The sequence below is a fragment of the Bittarella massiliensis (ex Durand et al. 2017) genome, assembly GCF_017566145.1.
Classification (GTDB): Bacteria; Bacillota; Clostridia; order Oscillospirales; family Ruminococcaceae; genus Bittarella; species Bittarella massiliensis_A.
On record NZ_JABFCL010000002.1, the window covers coordinates 209,472 to 221,224 of the forward strand.

Sequence of the window (11,753 nt, forward strand, 5' to 3'; positions counted from 1 at the left end):
AGAGGAGCTCCCCATGAAACAATTACACGCATCTGGCGAAGATTATCTGGAAGCAATCCTTGTCTTAAAGAGGAAGAAAGGCATGGTGCGCTCCGTAGATGTGGCCCGGCACCTTGATGTATCGAAACCCAGCGTGTGTCATGCGGTAGCCACCTTGAAAGAGGGCGGGTTTCTCACCATGGACGAAGACTCTTTCCTGCACCTGACCGATGTGGGCAGAGAGGTTGCCGAAAAAACTTATGAGAAGCACTGCTTTTTCACCCGTCTGCTGGTGGATGCAGGTGTAGAGCCAAAGACTGCCGAGCAGGATGCCTGCCGCATGGAGCACGCAATCAGCGATGACAGTTTTCAAAAAATTAAATCAGGGCTACAGGACAAGTAAAAGTGGTCTGGCAGTCGAGGTTATCGGAGGTGATGTAGTGGGAAAACTGTTCATATTATCAGTCGAAGAAGATGATCTTGAAACCGCAGAGAAAATCATGGCCTTCATAGAGTCAACAGAACTGGTCATGTGTACGGATCTTCCCTCTGCCCCTCTGCGCTACAAGGCTTTGTGTATCGACGCTGCGTGCCGTCAAGTGTTTTGGCAGGGCAAATTCATAGAGCTGACCCCTATGGAGTTCGATGTATTTCATTTGCTTGTCCGGCGGCCCGGACGGGTATTTTCACAAAGGGAGATCTATGAGTTTGTTGCCCCTGATTCGTTTGACAGCAGTTGGACGGGAATCTCCAGCATCATTTACAAGCTGCGTCATAAACTGAACGCTGACTTTATCCAAACCGTGTATGGGAAAGGCTATAGATTTTTGCCGCCGTAACACTGTTGACCATTAAAGACAAGACAATAGAAAGGCCGAATTTCAGGTAAGTAATACTTTATACATAGAGTGAATCGACAAGATTAGAGTAACGCCAGCCAGCAAGCAGATATAAAAAACGACGCTTTGGGATGAACAGTAAATGTCCTCAAAGCGTCGTTTATATTTTGTCTGGAATGTGACGAAGAACATCTTCTACCCTGCAAGAAAGAATGTTGCAAAGGTCGTTCAGCGTTGCAGTTGAGATATTCCGGTTTTGTTTTAAAGAATCCAATGTCCCCTTGCTGAAGGAATAATCCTTTATTAAAGAATAGGTCGTAATTCCTTTTCGACGCATGGTATCCCAGAGCGGGTCGTAAGTAATAATAGAGACCACCCCTTTGTGATTCCTATTATATTTGACATGTTGCATCTTGAATATTCCCGGTATTTCGGGTATAATATCTTAATTACATGATTTCATGTCCGTCAATTTTTCTCATTCAAGCGCCTGACCATCAGCAGAACAGCTTCTAAATCTTGATCGTTCATCGACTTGATGCCATCTATAATCTCCTGAACTAAAATTGGATTTCGGTATTCTGCTTCCTCATCGAAAAACAAACGGGGCGTGATACCGAGCGTGTCAATCAAATAGAGCAGTTCTTTCACAGATGGCTGGGAATACCCCGTTACAATGTTATGAATATAGTTCTTGCTATGCCCTAAATCATAGCTTAACTGGTACTCGGAAACTCCCTTTTTTACCCGTAACTCTGTAATACGGTTTCTAATAAAGTCCATCTCCATATACGATTCCTCCACCACCATTTCCCTTATGGTACACTTTTGTGGTGTGACATTAGGGTGCACATGGTGTGCTTTTTTATGCAATAGCACTTTAATGGTGTTATAATTAAGTAAAACGCCACACGGGAAAAGAGAGAAACGCATGGATAGAGAAAAAGAATCGCCCCCGGAGAGGCTGCCGTTCTGCTTGGACGACACAGTTGGTGAAATCGTAAGGGCATGTCAGGAGTGCCCCGGCGTCTACTATATCGCGGCCCGGAAACAGGACGGCAGGTTTTTGGCGGACGAATACTATGTGGTGGAACGCTCCTCGCCGGCCATATCAAAAGAGGCTATGACATACGGAAGAATGTCGGAAGAGGACTCCCGTGTGCTGCTCTATCCGTTTGCGGAGGAACGACATGGGTATAAAATTATTGAGTATGAGATCTATCGGTATCAGGTCCGGCACGGAATGCACGCAGACGGACAGACCTCGCTTCGTGATGTTGCTTTTTTCAATATGGAGTATCATCCGGAATACTTTGGGACCTACCCGGCGCCCCTTGCCACGCCGCGGGGCCGTACTGCACGCTACAAGCCGCTGATGAACGGCGTCTTCTGGATCGAAACAGGCACAGGAGAGGAAGTCCTCGCTGTCTGCTATCCTATTTGGAACTGCGACTTCTCGGAAACCGTATTGAAGCAATCGGAGCAGTCAGAAGAGGATGTGCGGGAAGGAATTGACAATACTTTGGGGTATCTGTTCTTTTCCAAGCGGGTCAGCAGTCTCGCCTTGTTTGAACTATGGGGGCAGTACGAGGAGTTAAGGACTGGCGGCCTAATCAACTACCCCGCATTGATGAACTATATCTGGGCCTATTTTCCGGAGTACGCCGCCACATACAATATGCAGAATCAGCTGGGGATGCACGATACCTTCGGCCTGTTGATGAGCGCACTGGGGACGGAGGTGGAATTGCAGAACAACCCAAATGAAGTAATTGCAATGTCAACGGCCGCCGGGCTTGATTTCCTGAATTTTTAATTGGGCTAAAAATGACAGATCAGGTGGAACAATGGACTGGGATCAAAATGAAGAGCTGGTAGAACAAATCCTTCGTACCGGCATGTACGCAAAGCTGTATGATGAAGAAACAACATACGGGTACCTGACCTATTTAACCTACCGGGTGGAGGACACGCTGTTCACTTGGAAAAAGAAAAGCGATGTGGACGGGTTTTGGGCCGACCTCACATGGGAGGAATATATCTCCTTTTTGCGGCGAGAAAAAACATTGCTCCTGGCAGCTCAAAGGGTGCTGTTCAACACTGTGATGGCTTTCCCGGCCTCCGCATTTGACTTTACATTGTCAGAGGCAGAAGTGGACTTTCCCGTAGCGCGTTATGACAGCGCCGGGATGCTCCATATGGCAAAGCTCTATTCCTTCGAGAACTGTATCTCAATCGTAGAGTTTCTGATGTTCCGAGCAGAGAGGGCGTATTATCCGCTGTGGAAGAAACAGCGGGGACCCCACTACACATGGGAGCTTTATATCGTGGAACTGCTTCACAGCCGAAAGGAATTTGTAGACCCACTATCGAGGGCCTTCCGCAACGCGCTGGTTCAACTGGACTTTCTCCCGGCGTGGCAGATGATCTATCCGACTATTCAAGAGGATGCAGAAATAGAATAACATGAAAAGACCCCGCAGATTCGGTCTGCGGGGTCTTTCGCTCTCTTATTCTGAGCTCCCCTCTTGACAAATGAAAACCGTAGTGCTATATTCAAAACAGCGTTATAAAACATTGTTTTGAATGAGGAGGAATGGCAGTGGCAAAACAAAAGGTGGGCGTCTATGACCGGGTGCTGGAGTGCGCCAAGGAGGAGTTTTTGTCCAGGGGATTTCTGGACGCTTCCTTGCGTACCATCGCCCAGGAAGCGGAGACCAGCACCGGGTCAATCTACACCCGCTTTGGGGACAAAGAGGGGCTGTTCCGCGCCCTCGCGGAGCCGGTGGTGGATGAATTTAAGGCCATGTTCCGCAAGGTCCAGGAGGACTTTCACCAATTCCCGGAGGAGGAGCAGAGGGCCGAGATGGGCCAGTACACTGCCCGCCATCAGGAAGACCTGTTGGACTACATCTACGACCACTTTGATGTATTCCGCCTGCTGCTGGACGGGGCCCATGGTACCCGGTTTTCGCGCTTCCTGGACGAACTGGTGGACATCGAGGTGGAGTACACCTACAAGTACATGGAGGTCATCGGTTGCGAGAGCGTCAAATCCGGCCTGGTGACGGAGGAGTTCATCCATATCATCGTCACCGCCTACTTCAACGGCATGTTCGAGGTGGTGCGGCACAACATGGACCGCGCCGCCGCCCACCGCTATGTCAAGATGCTCAACCGCTACCACATGGCAGGTTTCGGCACCGTGTTTGACCCTCAGCCCTGACAAAAGAGGCTGTGCCCTTGGGTGCAGCCCTCCTGTTTGCACAAAAGTTAGCACTTACTAACCAAAAGGAGGAATTTATATCATGAAACAACAAAGCCCCATGCTCCGTTTGTGGGAGCTGGGAGAGGGACAGCAGGGCGGCCTGAAGCGGGCGGTCCTGTCCGCTGTGGTGGGGGTACTGTTTGGGATGCTCCCTTACTTCGCTGCGGCGCAGATCATCCTGGGCCTGCTGAAAGGGGAGCAGAGTATGCAATACTACCTGATATGGTGTGTTGTGGCGCTCGTGGGCTTCCTGCTCCGGGCCACCCTGTATTCCCTGGCCCTGTCCCAATCCCACAAGGCCACCTTTGCCATCCTGAAATCCATCCGGGAGCGGGTGCTGGAGAAGCTGCCAAAGATGCCTCTGGGTACGATTCTGGACACCTCCAGCGGCCAGATGAAGCAGATCATTGTGGACCAGGTGGAGAGCATGGAACGGCCCCTGGCCCATCTTCTGCCGGAGATGACCGCCAATGTGCTGGGGCCAGTGTGCATCCTGATCTACCTGTTCGTACTGGACTGGCGGATGGCCCTTTTAAGCCTGGTGTCCATCCCGGTGGGCATGGCTTTCATGATGGCGGTGATGGCTGGCTACGGCAAGCAGTATGAGGGCTCGGTCAAGACCACCCAGGCCATGAACAGCGCCATTGTGGAGTACATCGGCGGCATTGAGGTCATCAAGGCGTTCAACCAGGGCAAGCAGTCCTATGCCCGCTTCTCCGACAGCGTAAAGGCCAACGCCTCCTACTTCTACCACTGGATGAAGAGCTGCCAGATGCCGGTCTCTCTGGCCCGTGCCATCTCACCTACCACCATGATTACTATTCTGCCGGTGGGCTGGCTTCTCTACACCGGAGGGAGTCTGCCCATCGAGACCTTTATCACCACCATCGTCCTGTCCCTGGGCATTGCCGGGCCTCTGCTGGCCGCTATGGACTTTGTGGACAGCCTTGCCAAAGTGGGCACCATCGTGGGCTCGGTGGACGCCATCCTGAACGGGGCGGAGCAGGATCACGGGGAAGCGTCGGTGGAGTTCCGGGGCCGGGACATCAAGCTCTCCCATGTGTCTTTCGGCTACCACGCGGACAAGGAGGTGCTCCACGATGTGTCCCTCACCATTCCCGCCGGGAGCATGACCGCCTTTGTGGGGCCCTCTGGCTCGGGCAAGTCCACCATCGCCAAGCTGATCGCCGGCTTTTGGGATGTAACCTCCGGCTCCATCACCTTGGGCGGACAAGACTTGAAGCGGGTCCCACTGAAGCAGCTCTATGACCAGGTGGCCTTTGTCTCCCAGGACAACTACCTCTTTGACGAGAGCATCCGGGAAAATATCCGCATGGGTCGCCCGGCGGCCACCGACGCCGAGGTGGAGGCCGTGGCAAAGGCCGCCGGGTGCGACGCCTTTATCCGGGGCCTGGAACGCGGCTACGACACTGTGGTGGGCGGAGGCGGCGCCCATCTGTCCGGCGGCGAACGCCAGCGCATCGCCATCGCCCGGGCCATGCTCAAAGACGCGCCCATTGTGGTGCTGGACGAGGCGACCGCCTACATAGACCCCGAGAACGAAGCTGTTGTTCAGCAGGCCGTGGGTAAGCTGGTGGCGGGAAAGACCGTTCTGGTCATCGCCCACCGCCTCAGCACCATCACGGGAGCGGATCAGATCGTGGTAGTCAATGGCGGCCGCATCCAAGATGCGGGCACCCACGAAGAACTTTTGAAAAACTGCCCGCTGTATCAAGAGATGTGGCGGGCTCACATGGGCGCAAAGGAGGGAGAGCAGGCATGATCGGCGTTCTGAAAAAAATCTGGCACTTTGCCGGCGAGGAACAGGGCAATATCCGAAAGTCCATGATTTTAGGCTTCTTTTACGCGGTGTTCCACATGTTCCAGATCGCGGCCATCTATGTGGTGGTGCTGGCCCTGGTGGGCGGCTCCACAGACCCCGCCCCGGCATGGCAGGCGCTGGGGCTTCTGCTGGCCAGCATTCTGGGCCGGGCGGTCCTCAACCGCTTCAGCCAGCTCCAACAGACCCACGCCGGCTACTTCATGGTGGCGAATAAGCGTATCTCCATCGGCGACAAACTCAAGCGGGTCCCCATGGGCTATTTCAACGACCAGAGTTTGGGAGAGCTCACCGGCATCACCACCACCGTTCTGGACGAGGTGGAGAGCACCGGCCCTATGGTACTGGTTGGTATCCTGGGCGGCCTGATCAATTCTGCCGTCATGCTGCTGTGCATCCTGTTCTGGGACTGGCGGATCGGTCTGCTGGCCCTGGCGGGAATGCTGGTGTATCTGGCCCTCCTCTCCGGGATGGAGAAGCAGTCCGCCAAGATCGCCCCCAAGCGTCAGCGGGACGAGGCCCGGCTGGTGGAGGCGGTGCTGGAACAGCTCCAGGGCATGAGCGTCATCAAGTCCTTTAACCTGACCGGAAAGGGTGACAAGCGGGTGCGGCAGGCTCTGGAGGACAGCCGGGCGAACAATCTGGCGGTAGAGAAGCTGTTCACTCCCTATATCTGGGGCCAGGAGATGGTTCTCCACCTGTTCAGCGTTCTGATCCTGGCCGCGTCGGTGGGGCTGTGCCTGACAGGAGCCATGTCCCTCGCCAATGCGCTGATGGCGGTCATCGTCTCCTTCCTGATTTTCTCCCAGATCCAGTCCGCGGGCAGCGGCGTGTCCGCCCTGCGTCTGGTGGGCAGCTCCATCGACCATGCAAACCAGGTGGACGACATCCCGGAGATGGATCAGCGCGGCACGGTAATCCGTCCAGAGGACCACGAGATTGTATTCGACCATGTGAACTTCTCCTATGGAAGCCGCCCCATCCTCAAGGATGTGTCTCTGACCATCCCAGATCGAACGACCACCGCCATTGTAGGACCCTCCGGCTCGGGCAAGACCACTCTCTGCAACCTGATCGCCCGGTTTTGGGATGTGGACGGCGGCCGTGTGACCATCGGCGGCCGGGATGTGCGGGAGTACACGCTGGAGTCCCTGATGGAACAGGTGAGCATGGTGTTCCAGCGGGTGTACCTTTTTGCCGACACGGTGGAGAACAACATCAAGTTCGGCTGCCCGGACGCCACCCATGAGCAGGTGGTGGAGGCTGCAAAAAAGGCGTGCTGCCACGACTTTATCTCCGCCCTGCCGGATGGATATAATACGGTAATTGGCGAGGGAGGAGCCACGCTCTCTGGCGGAGAGAAGCAGCGCATCTCCATCGCCCGGTGTCTCTTGAAGGACGCGCCCATCGTCATCTTCGACGAGGCCACGGCCAATGTGGACCCCGAGAATGAGGATCAGCTCCAAAGGGCTATGGAAGCCCTGACGAGGGAGAAGACCGTGCTGATGATCGCCCACCGGCTCAAGACCGTGCGGGGTGCGGATCAGATTCTGGTGCTGGACCAGGGCAGCGTCGTCCAAAAGGGTACCCACGACGAACTGATCCAGCAGGCGGGCATCTACCGGGATTTCGTGTCCGAGCGCACGGAGTCCAGCCGATGGACACTTTGATTGATCGAAAAAGACAAAACTGCAGTACAGATATTTGCACTGTGATTTTTGGGTGGCTATGGCATTTGCAGCAAAAAAATCGCCATGCGCAGATATGGGGAACGCTATAAAGAAAGCGTGCAGTTCCAAAACTAAAGTGGAGCTGCACGCTTTCTATTCTACTTCTTTCCTACCTTCCTAAACTCTCCCGGTAACAGTCCAGTGCTCTTTCGGAACAGCTCCGCAAAGCGGCTGGAGGTAGAATAGCCCACAGTCTGCGCAATCTGTCCAATGGACAAATCAGTATTGGTGAGAAGGTACTCCGCTTGGCTCATGCGGCGCTGCTGGATGTACTCGGTGATGGTGCAGTCATAGACTTTTTTGAAACTGCTCTTGAGTTTTGTTGTCCCCATGCAGGCAATCTGGGTCAGACGCTCCATGGGAACTTCCGCGGCGTAATGGTCGCTCAGGTAGGTAGCGACTGTCTGAATATTCTCAATATCCTGGGTTGCCAGCCGCCCAGTGGCCGCCGGACGCTTTTTCTGATACTCCACCACCAGCGACAACGCTTCGGCTACCTTGCCCTCATAAAACAGTTTGGCGGCGATCCCATCTCCGCGGTAATTTTGAAGCTCTGTAAGGAGCCTGGACATTTCCGGGAAGTCTGTTGTCTGGTCGATCTTTCGGAATGCCTCCACCGGGTTGTGGTATTCGTCCGGATACTGCTTTTTGAGATAATCCTCATAGTAGGCGGGCATGATCTCAACGCCGATGGAGCGAATGGGAATATTTTTGTGGATCAGCACCCGGTAGGGCGAATAGCCGCCGATATAGGTTTTGATACACCCGGCGGACAGCCGGCGGTACGGAGCCAATTCATCGCCGGAGATGGAATCATAGCGGGTGATGCTCAAACACTCTGGCAGGGAGAATTCCAGCAGAGAGTCCTCGTGAAAGGAAAAGTTATGGATCTTGATGTCGTACAGATCCTTTTGCCCGTAGGTCCAGTAGGACCCCTCTCCGATTTCGGGCGATAACTTCCACGAGATGCCTAAAGAACCATACTGCTGATTATCCGGGTCGGGGATAAAACCGTGCCCTTTCAACAGCGGCGCATAGTATTGCTCAATGATTTCGGGCATGACAAAAGACTCGCCTCCTCTTTACAACGATTGGACGAACTTTTGAAACGAAAAGACGAACCTCGTTTCAAATCATTGAAAGCCGCCCCAATCGAGTGTATGTTATAGGTGACGGTTAGCGAACTCTAACCAAAGAGTAGCATATCACAAAGAAAAAGTCAACATGACGCAAAAACAGGAGGAGCAAAATGAGCAATCAAGTCAATTCACTGAAGAAGGGCCTTACGGTCAAGGACCTTGTGACAACGGGTATTTTCAGTGCCATCTTTTTTGTGTTTACCCTGGTCGGCGGACTTCCGTTCGCCCCGAATCCAGTCCTGACCTTCTATATGCCGATGGGGGCGGCGCTGCTGTGCGGCCCTATTTATCTGCTGATGGTGGCTAAAGTGCAGAAGCGGTGGAGCGTCACAATTCTCGGCATCATCATGGGGATCATCTGGTTTGCCACCGGAATGCACTGGGCATTTTCCCTGGGCTATATCGGGATGGGACTTATTGCGGACTTGGTAGCCGGCGCCGGTCACTACCGCAACAAGGCCATCAATCTGCTGTCCTATATGCTGATTTCCCTGGGAGGCATCTATACTTATGTGGTGTTCTTTCTTGACCCGGACGGCTGGGCCAGCACCATGCTGAAAAATGGTACGGAACAGTCCTACATCGACACCATGAACGCCTCCGCACCCTCCTGGCTCCTCGTGGTCATTATCGCCGGCACATTGGCGGTGGCGGCTTTCAGCGGCTGGGTCGGCGGCAAGATGCTGAAAAAGCAGTTTGAAAAGGCTGGGATCACCGCATGATGGGCGGAGCGTCATCCCGACGCGGGCTGTGGCTGGACCCCAGGACGAAGATATTGCTGCTGTTGTTCTGCATCCTTTCCGCTATGATGGCCCCATCCCTTTTCTATGAACTGGGCCTTGTGGTGCTGATCGGGCTGCTCGGCGTCTGCTTCGGGAAGTGGAAATATGCCTGGAAGGGTGTACTGTTCTATGCGCTGATTGTTCTGCTCACCCTCTGGATTATGGACACCATGACGGGCACCTGGCGCACCATGTTTATCGCCTTTTTGGGGCTGTTCCATAAGGTCTATCCCTGTGGGATGCTGTCCGGCATTGTCCTCTCTACCACGAAGGTCAGCGAATTCTTATCCGCCATGAACCGCATCCACGCACCGAAAAAGCTGGTGATCCCGCTGGCCGTCATGCTCCGCTATGTCCCCACCATCCAGGAGGACTGGCGGTTTATCAAGGACGCCATGCGGATGCGGGATGTGTCGCCGTCTCCCAAGGGACTGCTGACGCACCCGGCCATGACGGTGGAGTGCATTTATGTCCCGCTGATGATGGCGGCATCCAAGGCGGCGGATGAACTGTCCATTGCCTCCATTACCCGCGGGATCGAAAACCCGAAGCCCCGGACCTGTCTGGTGCAGATTCACATAGGGCCCGCAGATCTTCTGGCGGGCATCTGCTTCGCGGCGTACCTCGCTGTGGGGCTGTACTGGAAGGGGGTGTTCGGATGATTGAATTAAAGCATGTGTCGTTTGCCTACCAGGGGCAGGAGCATGACGGCCTGCACGACATCAATCTGACGATTGCGGACGGAGAGTGCGTCCTGTTCTGCGGCCGGAGCGGATGCGGCAAGACCACCATCACAAGGCTGGTCAACGGCCTGATCCCACAATTCTATGCGGGAGAATTGACGGGCAGCGTACTGGTGGATGGACAGGAGATCAGCAAGCTGCCCATGTACCAGATCGCTGCTAAAGTCGGCTCTGTGTTCCAAAACCCCAGGACGCAGTTTTTCAATGTGGACACGGACAGCGAAATCGCCTTTGGGATTGAAAACGAGACCCGGCCGCCCGTGGAGCTGGCGGAACGGGTGGAGCAGGCCACCGACGACCTGCATATCCGCCCGCTCCGAAACCGCAATATCTTTGAATTGTCCGGGGGCGAAAAGCAGAAGATCGCCTTCGCCTCGGTCTATGCCATGAATCCGGAGATTTACCTGCTGGATGAGCCGTCCTCCAATCTGGATATGACATCTATCCAGGAGTTAAAAGGCCATTTGCGGCTGCTTCAAAAGCAGGGCAAGACCATTCTGATCGCGGAGCACCGGCTCTATTATCTGATGGGTCTGGCGGACCGGATCGTGTACTTGGAGCAGGGCCGGATTGAGAAGATTTTTACGCCGGAAGAGTTCCGCGGATTACCAAGGGAGACCCGGGAACGCATGGGATTGCGGGCGGCGGATTTAGCGGAGGTGCGGCCTCCGCAAGTCCACCCGCCGGTATCTTCCCCTGTCCTGGAACTTCGGGATGTCACACTCCGGTATAAAAAGCGGACGGTCCTGCACCGCATCAGCCTTGCCGCCGCAAAGGGTGAGGTAATCGGCGTGGTGGGCCACAACGGGGCCGGGAAAACGACCTTTTCCCGCGCCCTGTGCGGGCTCCACAAGGACTGCGAGGGGCAGTTTCTGTGGGATGGACAGGCGATGGAGCGGAAGAACAGGCTGAAACGCTCCTACATGGTGATGCAGGATGTGAACTACGAATTATTTGCCGAGAGCGTGGAGGCGGAGTGCTCTTTCGGCATCCGCAATCCGGACTTGACCCTGGCCGCCTCAACTCTGGAGGAATTGGGGCTGGCTCCCTATCGGGAGCGCCACCCCAACACGCTGTCCGGTGGGCAGAAGCAGCGGGTGGCCGTAGCGGTCAGCATGATCTGCGGAAAAGACCTGCTGGTGTTTGACGAGCCTACCAGCGGTCTGGACTTTGACAGCATGACCCAGGTGGCGGGGCTGATCCGGCGGCTGTCTGAGCTGGGAAAGGTCATTTTCATTGTCACCCATGATTTTGAATTTGTCTGCCGTACCTGCTCCCGTGTCCTGCATTTTGACGAGGGCGAGATGCCCGGTGATATACCCGTTGTGATGGACGCCCTCCCGAAACTGAGAGAGCTGTTCTCTGTCAAGGTGAATGGCTCCGAAGGAGACAGAGAAGGTGGCCTGGGCCATTCAGATGGAAAGGAGAGGTAG

Annotated in this window: 13 protein-coding genes; 10 read left to right on the forward strand and 3 right to left on the reverse strand. The window is 54.6% G+C overall.

The window, feature by feature from the left end:
• Window positions 1–13: 13 nt before the first annotated feature.
• A complete protein-coding gene (locus tag HJY11_RS03225) occupies window positions 14–382 on the forward strand; it encodes a metal-dependent transcriptional regulator (RefSeq protein WP_024729808.1) in 369 nt (122 codons plus the stop codon).
• A 37-nt stretch (window positions 383–419) separates the two neighbouring features.
• On the forward strand, window positions 420–818 hold the full coding sequence (locus HJY11_RS03230; protein WP_024729809.1) for a winged helix-turn-helix domain-containing protein: 399 nt from the start codon (window positions 420–422) through the stop codon (window positions 816–818).
• Window positions 819–978: 160 nt separating this feature from the next.
• Here the strand turns inward: HJY11_RS03230 and HJY11_RS03235 are convergent, their stop codons facing one another.
• Both HJY11_RS03235 and HJY11_RS03240 read right to left on the reverse strand, forming a co-directional pair.
• Entirely contained in the window at window positions 979–1,230 is a 252-nt protein-coding gene (locus HJY11_RS03235; RefSeq protein ID WP_207731714.1) for a helix-turn-helix domain-containing protein, read from the reverse strand.
• 56 nt (window positions 1,231–1,286) lie between these two features.
• On the reverse strand, window positions 1,287–1,607 hold the full coding sequence (locus HJY11_RS03240) for a helix-turn-helix domain-containing protein (RefSeq protein ID WP_024729810.1): 321 nt from the start codon (window positions 1,605–1,607) through the stop codon (window positions 1,287–1,289).
• A 142-nt stretch (window positions 1,608–1,749) separates the two neighbouring features.
• On the opposite strand from HJY11_RS03240, the gene HJY11_RS03245 reads away from it, so the two are divergent.
• The 5 genes from HJY11_RS03245 to HJY11_RS03265 all read left to right on the forward strand — a co-directional run bounded on the left by HJY11_RS03245 (window position 1,750) and on the right by HJY11_RS03265 (window position 7,596).
• Window positions 1,750–2,634, forward strand: a complete 885-nt coding sequence (locus HJY11_RS03245) for a hypothetical protein (protein ID WP_024738471.1) — start codon at window positions 1,750–1,752, stop codon at window positions 2,632–2,634.
• Window positions 2,635–2,665: 31 nt separating this feature from the next.
• Window positions 2,666–3,283, forward strand: coding sequence for a hypothetical protein (locus tag HJY11_RS03250; protein ID WP_024729812.1), 618 nt, complete (start codon window positions 2,666–2,668; stop codon window positions 3,281–3,283).
• 131 nt (window positions 3,284–3,414) lie between these two features.
• A complete protein-coding gene (locus HJY11_RS03255; RefSeq protein WP_207731715.1) occupies window positions 3,415–4,044 on the forward strand; it encodes a TetR/AcrR family transcriptional regulator in 630 nt (209 codons plus the stop codon).
• A gap of 82 nt (window positions 4,045–4,126) precedes the next feature.
• The gene (locus HJY11_RS03260) at window positions 4,127–5,869 is read left to right on the forward strand and encodes an ABC transporter ATP-binding protein (protein ID WP_176255653.1); all 1,743 of its coding nucleotides are present in this window, start codon (window positions 4,127–4,129) and stop codon (window positions 5,867–5,869) included.
• Window positions 5,866–7,596, forward strand: a complete 1,731-nt coding sequence (locus tag HJY11_RS03265; protein ID WP_024738470.1) for an ABC transporter ATP-binding protein — start codon at window positions 5,866–5,868, stop codon at window positions 7,594–7,596. The genes HJY11_RS03260 and HJY11_RS03265 overlap by 4 nt, the downstream gene beginning before the upstream one ends.
• A gap of 158 nt (window positions 7,597–7,754) precedes the next feature.
• On the opposite strand, the gene HJY11_RS03270 is transcribed toward HJY11_RS03265, so the two are convergent.
• Window positions 7,755–8,717, reverse strand: a complete 963-nt coding sequence (locus tag HJY11_RS03270; RefSeq protein WP_024729814.1) for an AraC family transcriptional regulator — start codon at window positions 8,715–8,717, stop codon at window positions 7,755–7,757.
• A 188-nt stretch (window positions 8,718–8,905) separates the two neighbouring features.
• Between HJY11_RS03270 and HJY11_RS03275 the strand changes: the two genes are divergently transcribed.
• Genes HJY11_RS03275 through HJY11_RS03285 form a run of 3 tightly spaced genes read left to right on the forward strand, consistent with a single transcriptional unit; the run spans window position 8,906 to window position 11,753 of the window.
• Window positions 8,906–9,517, forward strand: coding sequence for an MptD family putative ECF transporter S component (locus tag HJY11_RS03275; protein ID WP_024738469.1), 612 nt, complete (start codon window positions 8,906–8,908; stop codon window positions 9,515–9,517).
• Window positions 9,517–10,239, forward strand: a complete 723-nt coding sequence (locus tag HJY11_RS03280; RefSeq protein WP_024729815.1) for an energy-coupling factor transporter transmembrane component T — start codon at window positions 9,517–9,519, stop codon at window positions 10,237–10,239. Before HJY11_RS03275 ends, HJY11_RS03280 begins: the two co-directional genes overlap by 1 nt.
• On the forward strand, window positions 10,236–11,753 hold the full coding sequence (locus HJY11_RS03285) for an ABC transporter ATP-binding protein (protein ID WP_024729816.1): 1,518 nt from the start codon (window positions 10,236–10,238) through the stop codon (window positions 11,751–11,753). The genes HJY11_RS03280 and HJY11_RS03285 overlap by 4 nt, the downstream gene beginning before the upstream one ends.